The sequence below is a fragment of the Burkholderia sp. ABCPW 111 genome, assembly GCF_000773065.1.
In the GTDB taxonomy this organism is placed as follows: Bacteria; Pseudomonadota; Gammaproteobacteria; order Burkholderiales; family Burkholderiaceae; genus Burkholderia; species Burkholderia savannae.
On record NZ_JPWT01000064.1, the window covers coordinates 56,327 to 72,427 of the forward strand.

Consider the following 16,101-nt stretch of genomic DNA (forward strand, 5'->3'; position numbering starts at 1 on the left):
TGAGATGCATGCCCGCTACGGCGCCCGTGCATGGAAGAGGCGAACGCCCGCGTTGCGGCGGCGAATGGAGAGGGTCAAGATGAGCGACGTCGGAAAGGCATGGAACATCGATGATTTGAGAAAAATGGCGCAAAAACGGGTGCCGAAGTATTTCTTCGATTATCTGGACGGCGGTGCGAACAGCGAAACCACGATGCGCGCGAATGAAAGCGATTTCGCACGCTGGCGGTTGCGCCAGAAGGTGTTGACCGGGGCGCAGAGCAGTGCGGCGGGTTTGAACGCGACGTACCTCGGCGCCGAACATCGGCTTCCGATCCTGCTCGGGCCGGTGGGATTCGCAGGCATGTATTGGCCGCAAGGGGAAATCGCGGCGGGGCGTGCGGCCGACGAGGCGGGCATTGGTCAGTGCTTGTCGACGTTTTCGATCTGTTCGCTCGAAGATGTCGCCGCGGCGCGGTTCGGTCCGCTGTATTTCCAGCTCTACATGTTCCGCAATCGCGATCTGACCGAGGACATTCTCGCGCGTTGCCGGCAGACGAACGTCGACGTTGTCTTCCTGACGGTCGACACGTGCTACATCCCGATTCGCGAACGTGATGCGCGCAACGGTTTTCGCGCCGATACGCGTTTGTCGGCGCGAGGTGTGTGGTCGATGCTCAAGCACCCAGGCTGGTGCGTCGGCGCGCTGTCCAACGGAATGCCGAAAATCGGCAACGTCTTGCGCTATCCGGATCTCGGCGCATCGTTGCTCGAGCAGTCCGCGGCGGTCGGCCGGATGATCGACTCGCGTTTGTCTTGGGCCGACGTCAAGTGGTTGCGCGCGCGCTGGCCCGGCAAGATCGTCATCAAGGGCATTCTCGATCCCGACGACGCGCGGCGCGCGGTCGACGAAGGCGTCGACGGCATTCTGATTTCGAATCACGGCGGACGGCAACTCGATCCGGCGCCCTCGGCGATGGATGTGCTGCCGGAGATCGCCGACGCGGTCGGCAAGCGGACCGAGATTCTGATGGACGGCGGCGTGCGCCGCGGCGCGGACGTGATCAAGGCGCTGGCGCTCGGGGCGAGCGCGGTCTCGATCGGGCGCGCGTATGTCTACGGCCTCGGCGCGGCGGGCGGGAAGGGCGTCGAGCGGTGCCTCGAACTGTTGAAGAGCGAGATGCTGCCCGCGCTCAACATGATGGGCTTCGAATCGATTGCGGAACTCAGGGCGGCGGGCAAGTCGGCGTTGCGGATGGCGGGGGCGGTCCATCGTGCGGTGACGGCGGTTGCAAAACCGGAGGAAGCATCGCGCAAGCTGATGGAGCGTGCGCTGTAAGGCGCCGACAGTCATTGACGCACGCCGCCGCCGCAACCGGTAACCGACGGGGCGCGCGGCGCGCCGGCTATTTGCAGACGTCGACCCACTCTGCTTCGACGAGTTCGGCCAGCCGGACCGGATCGATGCGCAGCGCGGCGTGCGTCGATCCGGCGGCCGGCACGACGAAATCGTACGATTTCAACATCACGTCGCAATAAACGGGCAACGGCGTCGAGAGTCCGAACGGACATACGCCGCCCACCGGATGGCCGGTGACGGCGACCGTTTCGTCCGCGGAGAGCATTTTCGCCTTGCCGCCCAGCGCGGTTTTGACTTTCTGGTTGTCGAGACGGGAATCGCCGCAGGATACGAGCAGCAAATGGGTGTCGCCGACCTTCATCGCGAGCGTCTTGGCGATTTGCGCCGGCTTGATGTCCCAGGCTGCCGACAACGTCAACGTGGAACTGCTTTCGTTCAAGGGAATGACGTCGATGTCCGGCGCCTTTTCCGCCAGAAACCGGCGAACCGATTCAACACTCATATTCTTTGCACTCCTTGCGGCCGACTTGTCTGTCTTCGCATGATCGGCGGGAGAAAAGGCTGGCTCGGCAGCCTTTGCGCTCGCATTGTTGGTGAACGCTCGGAACGGATAAGCTATCGCCCGTGGGGCAGAATGTATTGAACGATTGTGCAGTGACCGTTGCGGCCGTTCGCCGAGCCGGCCGAGCGGTCATGCATCGCACGACGCGCGAAAACGCAACTGGCGCTGTGGAGCGCGCCGCCGGCAAGCTCGCGCTCATGCGTCACGCGTCGCGACCCACGCACCCCAGAACAGGCTCGCGAAAAAACGCACCGGCTCGCGGAACCCCGCAGCGTCGAGCAGCGCATGCACGGCGTCCTCGGACGCGGGCGGATCGGCGCCGCGCAGGATCGTCGCGAGCTTTTGCGTGACTTCGTCGGGCGATGCCCCATGCATCCGCCAGCGCTGCGCCCACGCGCACAGCAGGCGCGGATGCTCGGCATAGCGACGGTAGTTGCCCGCGACGACGAGCGGCGCGCCGGGCTTCAGGCGCCGCGCGATCGAGCCGAGCAGCGCGGCCTTAGCGTCGTCGCCGGGCACGTGGTGCAGCACGCCGATCAGCGTCGCGCCGTCGAAGCGCGCGTCGGCGGGCAGATCGTCGACGTAGCCGTGATGTAGCCGCGCGCGCGCGTCGAGGCCGGCCGCCGCGAGGTTCGCGCTCGCGAGCTCGAGCATCGGCCGCGACGGATCGACAGCGGTGAAGCGCCAGGCGGGCTCCAGGGCCGCGAGCGCGACGATTTCGCGCGCGGTGCCGCCCGCGCCCGCGACGAGGATCTGCGCGGCGCCCGCTTCCGATGCGACCGACGATGCGAGCATGCATGCGGCGAGATCGTGGCACGCGTCGTAGCCCGCGAGCGCGATGCGGCTTTGCTCCGCGTATTCGGCGGCGCGCGACGGATCGAATTTGGCTGCGCCGGATGGCGTGGACATGACGTCGGACTCCTGAAGAATCGCGCGCGCGGGATCGTGCGCGAAACCGCAGCGTAGGCGCCGACGCTGTGCGCAACAAGACAAGCGGCGATCATGGTATCGCGGCTACCGGCCATTTTCGGGGTCGCTTCACGTTTAAAACACCGCGTCGACGCTCGCATCGCAACGCGAATCGGCGCATACTGATTGCCCCTCTTCGTCGGGCCACGCGTGTCATGCATGCACGCCGCAAGCGGCGCATCGTCATGCCTCTGAACGCAGGAGGATCGCATCATGTCCGAATGTCCTCACGATCCGTATGCGCGGCACTATTCGCACTGCCTGCCTTTCGGCGCACAGCCGTGCGGCGCCGCGGGCGCGACCACGCGCACGCACTTCCGCGTCTGGGCGCCCGCGCATGCGAACGCGACGCTCGCGCTCGAAACCGCGGGCGGCCCGCATGAACTTCAGATGGCGCCCGCGGGCGACGGCTGGTTCGAGGCTTTCGCCGATTGCGGCGCGCACACACGCTATCGCTACCGGCTCGACGATGCGCTGACGATTCCCGATCCCGCATCGCGCTCGCAGCCGGAAGGCATCGAAGGGCCGAGCGAAGTGGTCGACCCGCGTGCGTTCACCTGGCGCCATACGTTCTGGCGCGGCCGGCCGTGGGAGGAGATCGCGCTTTACGCGATCCAGCCCGGCGCGGCGGGCGGCTACGACGGCATTCGCCGGCGCTTGCCGCAACTTGCGCAGCTCGGCATCACGGCGCTCGAATTACTCGCGGCGCCGCATGCGCGCGACGACAGCCTGCCGTTTGTGCCGCTCGCCGACTACGGCGGCCCCGACGCGCTGAAGCAACTGATCGACGAAGCGCACGGCTTCGGCCTCGCGGTGCTGCTCGATCTCGACTACGCGCGCTTCGGCTGCGGCACGGACGAGATGCGGCGCTACGCGCAACCGTTCTTCCACACGCGCGACGATCCGCTGCAAGCGCCGCCGCTCGCGCTCGATCATCCGCAGGTCTGCGAGTTCTTCTGCGACAACGCGCTGTACTGGCTCGAAGAGTACCGATGCGACGGGTTGCGGATTCGCGAGGCGGACCGCATCGACAGCACGTGGTTGCGCGAGATCGCGGATCGCGTGCACGCGGCGATGCCGACCGATCGGATCGTGCATCTCGTGCTCGGCAGCGAGCGGCATCCGTCGCATCTCGCCGACACGCATTTCGACGCGCAATGGAACGGCTGCGGCGAACGCGCGCTGTACCGGCTCACGGGCCGCCGCGACCGCGCGCGCGGCGACGGCGTGTCGACCCATCAGTCGATTCACGCGCTCGCGCGCGCATTGACCGCGGACGGCGCGGTGTTCCAGCGCGCGCAACCGATCGGCGACGGCGGGATGGCCGACGTCGGGCTGTCGCTGACGTCGCTCGTCCTGTCCGACGGCGTGGTGCGCGATGCGCGCGAGGCGGATCTCGCGGCGCTCGCGCTGTCGTTGCTGACGCCGCAGATTCCGCTGATCTTCGACGAAGCCGCGGGCGATCCGTCGCGTCGGCATTTTCTGCAGTCGGCGCTCGCGGTGCGCGCGAAGCTGATCGCGCCGCGCCTGCTCGACGTGCGCCCGCGCAGTGCCGACATGCTGAGGACCAACGACGGCGTCGAAGCCGACGCGCTCGTTGCCGCATGGCGGCTTGGCGACGGCGAGACGCTCAGCATCGCGCTGAACCTGTCGCCGCAGCCGTTGCCGTTCTATGGCGCGCCGGACGGAATGATCGTGTTCGAGACGCCGGCGCGCGCGCGGGATCGCGTCGACGAAGGCGAGCTGCCGCCTTACGCGCTCGTCGCGTGGCTGACGGGCGACGTCAATCAGTACGCGCTGACGCACGATGCGCGTCGCTACGCGGATGTCGCGCCGCGCCCGTTGGGCGGTGTTTGAACGAGTGAAAGCGCCCGGCGTGGCGTCGCGCCGGCCGAGCCGGCGGCGCCTGCGGCGTTTCTTCCGATCAGGATGCCTGAACGAACGCGGGCCGAAGGCGGCGTGCGCGTGACGAGGCGACAGGCGCGTGGCGTCCGTTGCCGGATCGCTTCCTACCAGAGCCCCCGAATGCTGGCGATGCCGTGCGCGCGATGCTCGCGCGCCGTCGCCAGATGCTCGCGCGTCATCCCGCCGAGCGCGTAGACGGGCATGCGCGCTTGCGCCGCGTAGTCGGCGAAGCGGGTCCAGCCGAGCGTCGGCGCGCCGGGATGCGTGAGAGTCGGCAGGACCGGCGACAGCGTCGCGAAATCCGCGCCGATGCGCTCCGCGTGCAGCAGCTCGTCGAGCGAGTGGCACGCGGCCGACAGCAGGCAGTCCGAAGTGAGCGGGCGGGCGGTCGCGACGCGCAGCGCCGCGCTGCCGAGGTGCACGCCGCTCGCGCCGAGCGCGAGCGCGGTTCCGGCATCGATCGGCCCGTTGACGATCAGGCTCGCGCGTTGCGCGCGGCAGCGCGCGATCGCGTCGGCGGCGAGCGCCGCATACGCGGCGGCATCGAGCGTCTTCACGCGCAATTGAACGAGCGCGAGCCCGGTCGAGAGCGCGGCCGACAGCCGATCGAGAAACGCCGCGAGATCCGCGTCGGAATCCGAGTCCGGTTCCGGCGTGATCAGGTAGTACGGCGGCAGCGCGAGATCTTCGGGCATTTCGTCATCCTACGCACTTGCGCGCGCGGCCGCGTTTGCCGCGTCGAGCGCCGTATTCCCGCTCATTCGTCCGCCTCCTTGAACGCCTTCGGATACACGCGCACGAGCACGATCCGCGGGCCGATCATCTTTTTCACGACGACGTCGAAGCGCTCGAACGACACGCGCTGGCCTTCGGTCGGCAGATCGTTGAGCGCCTGGATCACGAGGCCGCCGACCGATTCCGCGCGGCCTTCGTCGATGTCGATCCCGAGCGCCTGCTCGAGCGACACGACGGGCAGGCTGCCCTTGCCGATCAGCGTGCCGTCGTCGAGGCGGTTCCAATCGGAATCGCCCTGCCGGAATTCGTCGTGGATCTGGCCGACGAGCGCGCCGAGCAGGTTGTCGAGCGTGAGGAAGCCGATCGGCTTCTCGCCCTTCTTGCCGACGAGCGCGAAGTGCGGCGCGCCCTTGCGGAAACGGCGGAACAGGTCGAGAGCGGGCGTGTCGGGCTTCACGTACTGCACCGGGCGTACGTAGTCGGAAAGATCGGCGAGCGCCGCGCCCGCGTGCCGCGCGAGCAGCAGATCCTTCAGGTGGATGAGGCCGTTCACGCGCTCGCGCGAGTGGTCGTCGAAGAGCGGGTAGCGGCTGAAGCGGTGGCGCGCGACGACTTCCATGTTGTCCGCGAGCGGCACGTCGCGGCGCAGGCCGACCATCTCGTGCGCGGGCCGCATCAGGTCGGATACGGTCATCGACGAAAAATCGAGCGAATGCGCGAGCGTGTTCCATTCGTCGGTGCTGTACGCGTCCTTCGACGTCTTCGCGGAGCTGGCCGTGTTGCGCCGGCTGCGCAGGATCAGCTTCAGCTCGTCGGTCGAGTAGTGCGCGTCGCCGCCGTGCTCGGCGGACAGCCCAGCGAGCCGCAGCACGGCGTTCGCGCTCGTGTTGAGCACCCAGATCGCCGGATACATCGCCCAGTAGAACGCGTAGAGCGGGATCGCGACCCACAGGCCCGTCTTCTCGGCTTGCCGGATCGCCATCGATTTCGGCGCGAGCTCGCCGACGACGATGTGCAGGAACGAGATCACCGAGAACGCGAACACGAGCGAGATCAGGTGCACGAGCTTCTCGGACTCGACGCCGACGAGCGCGAGAACGGGCGACAGCAGCGCGGCGAACGCCGGCTCGCCGATCCAGCCGAGGCCGAGCGACGCGAGCGTGATGCCGAGCTGGCATGCGGACAGATACGCGTCGAGCCGCGCATGGACGACGCGCAGGATGCGCCCGCGCAAACCGTGCTGGCGGGCGAGGGTTTTGACGCGCGTCGCGCGCAGCTTGACGAGACCGAATTCGGCGGCGACGAAGAAGCCGTTGAGGGCCACGAGGAACAACGCGCCGACGAGCGCGAAGATCTGTATCAACGAAGGGACTCCGGAAATGAACGAAGCGACAGTATAAGGTTGGAAAGGAAAACGTAATTTATTGTCGAGCAGTGCGACATGCGCGGCCGCCCATTACGCGCGGGCGGCGGCGATCGTCAGCACGAGCGTGGCCGGCGCGCCGGCCTCGAGCGGCGTCTGCGCGAACGTGCCGCCGTGCGCGCGCGCGACGCGCTGCGCGAGCGCGAACACCGCCGCCGGACGCTCGCCGTGGCGCTCGGCCAGCGCGTCGCGCCGCGCGAATGTCTCGAACACGTGCGGCAGCGCGGCGTCGGTCAGCGCCGACGGCTGCGCGCGGAACGTCACGCCGAAACGCGTCGCGTCGGCCGCGACGTCGCAGCCGAGCGCGATTTCGCCACCCGGCGCGCTCGCTTCGATCGCGAACGTGAGCATCGACCACAACGCCTGCGCGACGCGCTCGCGATCGCAATCAAGCGAGCCGCCGGGCAGCGCGGGAGGCGCGACCGTCACGGCCGCGCCGCGCGCATCGCCGAGCGCGGCGCGCGCGAGCGCCGCGCATTCGCCGACGAGCGCGTCGAGCGAGACGTCGGCGCGTGTGATCGAGAGCGCGCGCGTCTCGGCGCGCGGCGCGTCGACGATCGTTTCCAGCAATTTCGTCTGCTGTTCGATTCCGGTCCGGATGCCGTCGAGCGCGCGCCGCACGCTGTCGTCGCTCGGCGCGAGCCGGCGCTCGAGCACGTACGCCCAGCTGTGCATCGCGTTGAGCGGGCCGCGCAGATCGTGCGACGCGATCGACAGCGCGTGGTCGCGGACGAACAGCGCCACCTCGGCGGCGTAGCGTGCGGCGCGTTCGCGCAGCAGCGCGACGGCCGGATCGGCGGCGGACGGAATCACAGTGTTTCCCTTGTGTGAAATCGTGATGAAGGGCGAATCGACATTATAGGGACCGGACACGCGCGCGGCGGCCGGCGCGCGTCGTCACGCGGGGAGCGCGTCGTTGTCGTCGGCGCGCCGCGCGTGGCCCGGCAGCAACTGGCAGACGAGGAGCCCGGCGAGCATCAGCGCGCACCCCATCAGCGCGCGCAGCGACAGCGTCTCGCCGAGCGCGGCCCAGCCGGCGATCGCGGCGAACACGCCTTCCATGCTGAAGATCACGGCCGCGTGCGCGGGCGCGGCGTCGCGTTGCGCGACGACCTGCAGCGTGTAGCCGACGCCGACCGACAGCAGCCCGCCGTACAGCAGCGTCGGCAGCGCGCGCACGAGCGTCGCGCGGTCGACGGGCTCGATCGCGAGCCCGATGGTGACGCACAGCGCGCCGCAGACGGCGAACTGCATGAACGACAGCACGAGCGGATCGTGCCGGCGCGCGAGGTGTCCGACCGCGATCACGTGGAACGCGATCACGATCGCGCCCGCGAGCTGGAACCAGTCGCCGTACAGCATCGAGAAATGCTCGTCGACGCTCAGGAAGTACAGGCCGATCGCCGCGAGCAGCGCGCCGAGCCAAGTGCCCATGCCGGTGCGATGCCGAAAGAACACGCCGATGATCGGCACGAGCACGACGTAGAGCGAGCTGATGAAGCCCGCGTTCGCGATCTTCGTGTATTGCAGCCCGATCTGCTGCAGCGAGATCGACACCGCGAGCAGCACGCCCAGCACGAGCCCCGGCAGCAATAGCGTCCGATCGCGCGTGAGCGCCGCGCAGTGCGCGCGCGCCGCGCCGTTGATGCGCAACAGCGGCACGAGCACCGCCGCGCCGAGCAGGAAGCGCAGCCCGGTGAACAGGAACGGGCCGATCACGGCGAGGCTCAGCCGCTGCGCGACGAACGCCGATCCCCAGATCGCGGCGGCGGCGAGCATCAGCAGGTTGGCGCGGAGGTGTTTGCGGGCGTCGTGGGTCATGCGGCGGCGGAAGGGCGGGCGAAAGTCGCGCGAAAGGCGAGAAATCGACAGACGAAATCCGACAGTCTACTCGCGTCCGGCCGATTGCGTCGGCCCCGCCAGGCTGTCGGCGAAGCGCCGCAGCGTGTCCTTCGAGCGGGCGTCGCGCACTCGCGAATACAGCGCGACTTGCGAGTCGGGCAGCGCGGGCAGGCCGAAGCGCGCGCCGACGTCGACGAGCGCGTGCGGCGCGACGCGGCGCGCAAGCGGACATACCGCGAGACCCGCGGCGGCGGCCGCCGCCACGGCCGCCACGCCGCCGCCCGTGAAGCGCTCGCGCCACGGCACGCCGGCACGGTCGAGCGCGCGCAGCGCGGCCGCGCGCACGCCGCACGGGCCCGCCAGCACCGCGAGCGGCAGCGGCTCGCCCGCGCGCGGCGTCCAGCCCGGCGCGGCGAGCCATGCGAGCGGCTCGGTGAAGAGCGGCGTCGCGTCGTCGCGCGGCGGATCTTCGCCCGGCTCGTGGCGCACGAACGCCGCGTCGAGACGCCGCTCGTCGTACTGCGCGAGCAGCCCGGTCGACATCCCGACGTGCATTTCGAGCACGAGGCCGGGGTCGTGCCGGCTTAGGCCCGTGAGGACGGCCGGCAGATCCGGCACCGCGACGTGCTCGCTGACGCCGATCGAGAGCCTGCGTCGCTCGGGCGCAAGCGATGCGAGCGCGCGCTCGTGCGCGTCGAGCAGCTCGCGCGCGGCGGGCAGGAACGCGGCGCCGACGGCGGCGAGCGTCACGCGCCGCGGCGTGCGTTCGAGAAGCGGCGTGCCGAGCTGCGCCTCGAGCCGCTTGAGCTTCAGGCTGACGGCCGATTGCGTGGTGCCGAGCGCGTCGGCGGCGCGCGTGAAGCTCGCCAAGTCGGCGACGAGGACGAATGCGCGAACGGCGTCCAGATCGAGCGGTTTCATTTCAAATGAAAATAGATAAAATGTTCATCGATATCTGTTCATTATAGATGGCGGGCCCTAAGCTGCATGCGTGTCCCAACCCGTGAGGAGAAACACGATGCCGTTCACCCGTATCGCATTGCGCGAAGGCAAGCCCGCCGAATACCGACGGGCGCTGTCGGAGGGCATTCACCGTGCGTTGCAGCGCGCGTTCGACGTGCCCGCCGACGATATTTTCATGACCGTGACCGAATACAGCGCCGATAATTTCTTTTATGGCCGCGACTATCTCGGGATCGCGCGCAGCGACGATCTGGTGATGATCCAGATCACCGCGAACAACACGCGCACGCTCGAGCAGAAGCGCGAACTGTACCGGTTGATCGCCGAGCATCTCGCCGAACGTCCGGGCTTGCGCCGCGAAGACGTGTTCATTAGTCTCGTCGAGGTGCTGAAGGAGGATTGGTCGTTCGGCAACGGCATTGCGCAGTACGTGAGCTGAAACTCGGCGCAGCCGCGCCGGTCGGACGGCTGAAGGCCGAGCGGCCGGCATCGCAAGCCGAGGCGCGGTGCGCGGGGGCGCGCACGATGCGCGGAGCTTGCGCGCGGCGTTCCGCCTCACTGGCCGTAAAAAGGGCCGTGTACTATGGAGAACGTCGGGTCCGTCGACGCGTGCGCGGCGGCAGCGGGCGGCCCGACCTACGCCGGAGCTTCCATGGCGCGCGTTCTGGAAATCGTGTTGGACTTTCCGTTGCAGGGCTGGCAGGCCGGGCGCGGATCGCGGGCGCGCGCGTCGCGCGACCTCGGCGCGGAACTCGCGCGGGCATGGCGGATCTGTCCGCCGGTGAAGATGCGTCGCGGGCACGAGCGCGTGACGATCGAGCCGTGCCGATTCGCCGAAGCGGAGCCCGACGACGGCGGCCGCTGGCAGGCCTGGATCGAGACGACCGCGCAGGCGCGGCGCGCGCTCGCGTCGCGCAGTCACCCGTTCGTGCCCGGCGTGATGGTGCGCGAGCGCTTCGACGGCGATCGCGGCGGCGTGCGCGTCGCGATGGCGATCGTGGCGGAGCGCCCGGCGACGGCGGCTGCGTCCGCATCCGATTCACCCCATTTACCCGATTTGCCCGATTCGATGGCCGCGGCGAGCGACGCACGGCGTTCGCACGGCCGGACGTCGAAGACGGCTGTCGCGCGGGCGGCGGCGCAAGCTTTGACAAGCACGCGCGCTTCTTCCGATTCCTCAGTCGCAACCGATGCGAGCGCACGCGTTCTATCCGCCGCCTCCGCGCCGACCGGCTCCGCGCTTCCGTCGGCCGATTCCGCCTCGCCTGCCGCTCCTGCCGCCGCCGGCGCGGCGGGTCCCGAATCGCAGGCTGCCGGCCAGCCGGCCTATGGTTTCGTCGCCGAACGCCGGCGCGGACGATGGCTCGACACCGACGGCATCGAAGTCGAACTGACGCTCGACGACGTCACGTTCGCGCCGGCCGCCGCCGCTTCGTCGGCTGCCGCGTCGTCCGCCGCCACCCGCGCCGCGCCGCTGCGCGTGTGCGAATTGCGTCTCGCCGCCGCCGATGCGGACGAACCCGACGCGCGCGCCGCCGCGCTGCGCGCGCTCTTTCGCGCGGCCCGCGAGCTGAGCGGCGCGTGGCCGGCGTCGCTGTCGCTGACGAGCGTCCTCGATCGCGCGTGCGCGGGCGAGGCGCCGGACGCAATCGGGGCGCCGATGAAGGCGCAATCGGCCGATTTGTCGAACACGCGCACGCAGCGCGCGGCGTTTTTCACGCTCGGCTGCAGCGTGACCGGGCAGTGGCTCGGCAACGAGGCCGGCGTGCGCGGCGGAGCCGATCCGGAATACGTACATCAGATGCGCGTCGCGCTGCGCCGGCTGCGCACGCTCGCGCGACTCTTCCCGCGCTACGCGGACACTGCCTGGAAGGACGCGTTCTCGGGCGACCTTCGCTGGATCGCCGCGATGCTCGGCGCGGTGCGCGACTGGGACGTCTGCATGACGTCGACGCTGCCCGCGCTCGCCGCAGCGCACGGCGAGGACGCGACGTGGGCGGGCACGCTCGATGCGGCCCGCGCGCAGCGCGACGCGGCGCACGTCGAGCTGCGGCAGGCGCTCGGCACCGCGCGCTATGCGCGGCTCGTGTTCGCGTGGCTCGAATGGCTGAGCCTGCTGCCGCTCACGCGGGACGATCCGGCGCGCGGCAAGGCCCCGTCGCTCAAGCGGCACGCGGCGAAGCGCGTGAGCCGGCTGTTCGGCCATCTTTACGGCTCGGGGCGGCTGACGACGCTCGACGCCGCCGCGCGCCACCGCGTGCGGATCGACGCGAAGCGGCTGCGCTACGCATTGGAATTCTTTTCGTCGCTCGCGTCGCGCCGCACGCGCGTGGACACGGTGCGGCTGCTCGCGCGCGTGCAGAACGCGCTCGGCGACGCGAACGACGCGGCCGTCGCGCTGCGCTGTCTCGAGCAACTGTCCGCGCCGCCGTATCAGCTCGGTTTCGCGCGCGGCTACGGCGCGGCGGCGCAGCGCTACACGGCGGAGGCGGCCGAGCAGATGCTGCGCGGATTGCGGCCGCCGAGGATCGGCGGCAGAAAGGCGTGACTATAATGGCCGTTCGTCCTGTTTGGCTGCGTCGATGACCGCCGATTCGTCCTCTTCCCGTTTCGATGCGCGCGCCGCGCGCGAGCCGCTCGCGCTGCGCGGCGAGCTGTGGCTGCGTGCGGGCGCCGAGACGCTCGGCGGCGCGGCGCGCATCGCGCTGCTCGCCGCGATCGGCGAAACCGGCTCGATCACGCGCGCGGCGAAGGCGGTCGGCCTGAGCTACAAGGGCGCGTGGGACGCGATCGACACGATGAACAACCTTGCGGGCGAGCCGCTCGTGCTGCGCTCGACAGGCGGCAAGGGCGGCGGCGGCACGACGCTCACGCCGCGCGCAACGGCGCTGATCGCGGCGTTTCGCGCGATCGAGCGCGAGCATCGACGCTTCATCGACGCGGCGAGCGCGGCGGTCGAAGGCTTCGAGGTCAATTGGGAACTTATCGGGAGAATCGGCATGAAGACGAGCGCACGCAACCAACTGTTCGGCAAGGTGCTGGCGGTCAAGCATGGCGCGGTGAACGACGAAGTGGTGCTCGCGCTGCCGGGCGAGCACACGATCGCGGCGGTGGTGACGCACGAGAGCACGCAGGAACTGGGGCTCGAGCCGGGCGTCGACGCGTGCGCGCTCGTGAAGGCGTCGTGGATCGTGCTCGCGGTCGAAGACGGCGCGCCGCTCAAGTTGTCGGCGCGCAACCAGTTGCGCGGCGTCGTCGAGGCGGTCACGCGCGGTGCTGTAAATAGCGAAGTGGCGCTTGCGCTCGACGGCGGCATGACGCTCGCCGCGATCGTCACGAACGACAGCGTCGATGCGCTCGGGCTCGCGAAGGGCGTGAACGCGGTGGCGGCGTTCAAGGCGTCGAGCGTGATTCTGGCGGTCAACGGATGATGTCGCGGCCGCGCCTGCCGAGCGGGACTCGGCGGCGCGGGCGGCGGTACGAAGCCAAGCCGGCGTGGTGCCGGCTTTTTTTGCGTCCGTCCGCCCGCCGGTTCGATCGGCGAGCGAATGCGCGATCCTGAGTTTTCGTGAGAGAAGGCGTCAAGAACGTCGCTAAATTCTGTTGGATGGCTGGCGTTGCTGAAAGATCGCGGCGGCTGACGATGGGCGTGAGCCGGGTTGTCGGACCGCGTGATGAGCAATCGCGTCCGGGCTCGGCGAGCGGCAAGTGGGGAACGGTGAACGGCGCCCGCGCGGAAGGTGCGAGCCGATCCCGTCACCGAACGCTCGTCACCCATTCGGCGATCGGCGTGTCGGGCAGCACGCGGCCCTCCTGAAGCCGCACGACCTGATCGCCGAACGCGGCGACGTCGTCGGGATCGTGCGTGATCAGCACCATCGGAATGTCGAGCCTCATCTGCAAGTCGGTCAGTTCGCGGCGCATCCGCTGGCGCATCGCGACGTCGAGCGCCGAGAACGGCTCGTCGAGCAACAGTATCCGCGGCTGCGCGATCAGCGCGCGCGCGAGCGCGACGCGCTGCTTCTGCCCGCCCGACAACTGCGCCGGATAGTGCCCGGCGAGCGCTTCGAGCTCGAACGCGCGCAGCCAGTACGCGGCGTCGTCGGGCAGCTCCTTCGCGCGCGGATTGCGCCAGCCGCGTTTCAGGCCGAACGCGAGATTCTGCCGGACGTTCAGATGCGGGAAGAGCGCGTAGTCCTGGAACAGGTACGCTACGCGGCGCGCCTGCGTCGGCACGTCGATGCCGCGCGCATCATCGAACAAGGTGTCGCCGCCGATCGAGATCGTGCCTTGGTCGGGCGCGAGCAGACCGGCGATCGCTTGCAGCGTGAGGCTCTTACCTGCGCCGGACGGCCCGAACAGCACGATGCGCTGCGCGGTCGACGCGAACGACACATCGAGCGTGAAACGCCGCTCCGGCGTGACGAGCGTCTTGCGGATGTCGACGACGAGGCTCATCTCACCGTGCTCCGACGAGCGCGCGCTGCGGCACGAGCCGCCCCGCGACGAGAAGGATCAGCACGCAGGTCGCCGACGTGACGAGCACAAGGAAGTTCGCGGTGGCGTCGTCGCCCGCCTGAACGGCCGCGTAGACGGCGACCGACAGCGTCTGCGTGCGTCCGGGCAGGTTGCCCGCGATCATCAGCGTCGCGCCGAATTCGCCGAGCGCGCGCGCGAACGCGAGCAGCGCACCCGCGAGAATGCCGCGCGCGGCGAGCGGCAGCGTCACGCGAAAGAAAATCCCGGCTTCGCTGATGCCGAGCGTGCGCGCCGCGCGTTCGAGCTGCGGATCGACCGCTTCGAAAGCGGCGCGCGCGGACTTCAGGATCAACGGAAACGCGACCACCATCGACGCGATTACCGCGCCTTGCCACGTGAACACGAGCTGGATGCCGAGCTCGTCGAGCCACGCGCCGAACATGCCGCGCCGGCCGAGCAGCACGAGCAGGTAATAGCCGAGCACCGTCGGCGGGAGCACGAGCGGCAGCGTCAGCAGCGAATCGATCACGTCGCGCGCGCCCGAGCGCCAGCGCGCGAGCGCGTAGCCGGTCGCGACGCCGAGCACGAGATCGAGCGCCGTCGCCCAGCCGGCCACCTTCAGCGACAACAGCAGCGGAACCCAGGCGTCGTGCATCGCGCGTCCCGATCAGTTCGCGGCGCTCGTCGCGTTCGCGGCCGGCTTGAAGCCGTATTTCGCGAGCACGGCCTGGCCCGCAGGCGACAGCACGAACGCGACGAAGCCCTGCGCGGCGCCCGCGTGCCGGCTGTCCTTGACGACGGCGATCGGATAGGTGATCGGCGTTTGCGTCGGGACGGTCAACGCGACTTTCACGCGCTCGGGCATCACGGCCGCATCGGTGCCGAACACGAAGCCCGCGTCGACTTCGCCGCGCGCGACGTAGTCGAGGCTTTGGCGCACGTTCGCGGCGAGCACGCCCTTCGCGCTGACGTCGCTCCAGACGCCGGCCGCCTTCAGCGCGCCCTCGGTGTAGCGGCCGACGGGCACCGACGCCGGATCGCCGAACGCGACGCGCTTCACGGCGGGCGACGTCAGGTCGCGCAGCGAGCCGAACGTCGCGCGGCTGTCGGCGGGCACGATCAGCACGAGCGAGTTCGCGGCGAAATCGCGGCGCGTGCCGTCGGCGATCACGTGTTCGGCGATCGCGCGATCCATCGCTTTCTGGTCGGCCGATGCGAACACGTCGGCCGGCGCGCCCTTCGCGATCTGCTGCATCAGCACGTCGGACGCGCCGAAGTTGAACAGGATCTTCGTACCCGGATGCTGCTTTTCGTATGCGTCGCCGACCGCCTTGAACGCGTTGGTGAGGCTTGCCGCGGCCGACACGACGAGTTCGTCGGCGGCATGCGCGGCCGGCGCGGCGAAACCGGCGGCGAGCGCGGACAGCGTGACGAGACGCAGGAACAGACGGCGGGCGGAGCGGGCGGGAGCGGACATGGCGGGAAACACTGACGTGGGCGGAAACCGTAATCGTAATATACGCGAGGTTATAACGGATTGGATTTCCGAACTGTGCCGGTGCTGCATGACGCCGCAGTGCGGCGGGCGGCGCGGCTGGGGCGGGAAAAGGCGGGGATGGTGCGATCCGCGGTGGAACGGTGGTGCAGCGCAGATGCGGAAAAGCTGAGAAGCTGAGAAGTGGTCGGCTGTTGAGTGGTAGATCGGTTGACTGATAAACCGATTAACCGTCGCCAGATCAATAGATCGACAAGCCGGCAAACCGGCAAACCGGCAAACCGGCAAACCGGCAAACCGGCGAACCGGCGAACCGGCGAACCGGCGAACCGGCGAACCGGCGAACCGGCGAACCGGCGAACCGGCGAACCGGCGAACCGGCGAACCGG

At 69.4% G+C, this 16,101-nt stretch carries 15 protein-coding genes; 5 read left to right on the forward strand and 10 right to left on the reverse strand.

Annotation, left to right across the window (positions count from 1 at the left end):
- Positions 1 to 79: 79 nt before the first annotated feature.
- Positions 80 to 1,318, forward strand: a complete 1,239-nt coding sequence (locus tag X946_RS12875) for an alpha-hydroxy acid oxidase (protein ID WP_038748144.1) — start codon at positions 80 to 82, stop codon at positions 1,316 to 1,318.
- 67 nt (positions 1,319 to 1,385) lie between these two features.
- Here X946_RS12875 and X946_RS12880 read toward each other — a convergent pair whose 3' ends face one another.
- Together X946_RS12880 and X946_RS12885 are read right to left on the reverse strand one after the other, a co-directional pair.
- Complete coding sequence (locus X946_RS12880) at positions 1,386 to 1,841, reverse strand: YbaK/EbsC family protein (protein WP_038748104.1); 456 nt, start codon at positions 1,839 to 1,841, stop codon at positions 1,386 to 1,388.
- Between the two features lie 255 nt (positions 1,842 to 2,096).
- The gene (locus X946_RS12885) at positions 2,097 to 2,810 is read right to left on the reverse strand and encodes a class I SAM-dependent methyltransferase (protein WP_038748105.1); all 714 of its coding nucleotides are present in this window, start codon (positions 2,808 to 2,810) and stop codon (positions 2,097 to 2,099) included.
- Positions 2,811 to 3,083: 273 nt separating this feature from the next.
- Between X946_RS12885 and X946_RS12890 the strand changes: the two genes are divergently transcribed.
- The gene (locus X946_RS12890) at positions 3,084 to 4,727 is read left to right on the forward strand and encodes a DUF3459 domain-containing protein (protein ID WP_038748108.1); all 1,644 of its coding nucleotides are present in this window, start codon (positions 3,084 to 3,086) and stop codon (positions 4,725 to 4,727) included.
- Between the two features lie 152 nt (positions 4,728 to 4,879).
- On the opposite strand, the gene X946_RS12895 is transcribed toward X946_RS12890, so the two are convergent.
- The 5 genes from X946_RS12895 to X946_RS12915 form a co-directional block, all read right to left on the reverse strand.
- A complete protein-coding gene (locus X946_RS12895; protein ID WP_038748110.1) occupies positions 4,880 to 5,470 on the reverse strand; it encodes a thiamine phosphate synthase in 591 nt (196 codons plus the stop codon).
- 62 nt (positions 5,471 to 5,532) lie between these two features.
- Complete coding sequence (locus X946_RS12900) at positions 5,533 to 6,873, reverse strand: hemolysin family protein (RefSeq protein ID WP_038748112.1); 1,341 nt, start codon at positions 6,871 to 6,873, stop codon at positions 5,533 to 5,535.
- Between the two features lie 93 nt (positions 6,874 to 6,966).
- The gene (locus tag X946_RS12905) at positions 6,967 to 7,746 is read right to left on the reverse strand and encodes a sensor histidine kinase (protein WP_038748114.1); all 780 of its coding nucleotides are present in this window, start codon (positions 7,744 to 7,746) and stop codon (positions 6,967 to 6,969) included.
- 84 nt (positions 7,747 to 7,830) lie between these two features.
- Positions 7,831 to 8,754 carry a DMT family transporter gene (locus X946_RS12910; protein ID WP_038748116.1) on the reverse strand — a complete coding sequence of 308 codons (924 nt, stop codon included), beginning with the start codon at positions 8,752 to 8,754 and terminating at the stop codon, positions 7,831 to 7,833.
- Positions 8,755 to 8,820: 66 nt separating this feature from the next.
- Positions 8,821 to 9,696, reverse strand: coding sequence for a LysR family transcriptional regulator (locus X946_RS12915; RefSeq protein WP_038748118.1), 876 nt, complete (start codon positions 9,694 to 9,696; stop codon positions 8,821 to 8,823).
- 97 nt (positions 9,697 to 9,793) lie between these two features.
- Between X946_RS12915 and X946_RS12920 the strand changes: the two genes are divergently transcribed.
- The 3 genes from X946_RS12920 (at position 9,794) to X946_RS12930 (ending at position 13,169) form a co-directional block, all read left to right on the forward strand.
- Positions 9,794 to 10,177 (forward strand): tautomerase family protein, encoded by a 384-nt coding sequence (locus tag X946_RS12920; protein ID WP_038748120.1) that lies wholly within the window; start codon positions 9,794 to 9,796, stop codon positions 10,175 to 10,177.
- A 213-nt stretch (positions 10,178 to 10,390) separates the two neighbouring features.
- On the forward strand, positions 10,391 to 12,286 hold the full coding sequence (locus X946_RS12925; protein WP_038748122.1) for a CHAD domain-containing protein: 1,896 nt from the start codon (positions 10,391 to 10,393) through the stop codon (positions 12,284 to 12,286).
- A gap of 34 nt (positions 12,287 to 12,320) precedes the next feature.
- Positions 12,321 to 13,169, forward strand: coding sequence for a TOBE domain-containing protein (locus X946_RS12930; protein WP_038748124.1), 849 nt, complete (start codon positions 12,321 to 12,323; stop codon positions 13,167 to 13,169).
- Between the two features lie 325 nt (positions 13,170 to 13,494).
- On the opposite strand, the gene X946_RS12935 is transcribed toward X946_RS12930, so the two are convergent.
- From X946_RS12935 to modA, 3 genes are read right to left on the reverse strand one after another with little or no spacing between them, the layout of a single operon-like run.
- Positions 13,495 to 14,196, reverse strand: coding sequence for an ATP-binding cassette domain-containing protein (locus X946_RS12935; RefSeq protein WP_038748126.1), 702 nt, complete (start codon positions 14,194 to 14,196; stop codon positions 13,495 to 13,497).
- A gap of 1 nt (position 14,197) precedes the next feature.
- Complete coding sequence (modB, locus tag X946_RS12940; RefSeq protein WP_038748128.1) at positions 14,198 to 14,872, reverse strand: molybdate ABC transporter permease subunit; 675 nt, start codon at positions 14,870 to 14,872, stop codon at positions 14,198 to 14,200.
- A gap of 12 nt (positions 14,873 to 14,884) precedes the next feature.
- The gene (modA, locus tag X946_RS12945; protein ID WP_038748130.1) at positions 14,885 to 15,694 is read right to left on the reverse strand and encodes a molybdate ABC transporter substrate-binding protein; all 810 of its coding nucleotides are present in this window, start codon (positions 15,692 to 15,694) and stop codon (positions 14,885 to 14,887) included.
- Positions 15,695 to 16,101: the final 407 nt, after the last annotated feature.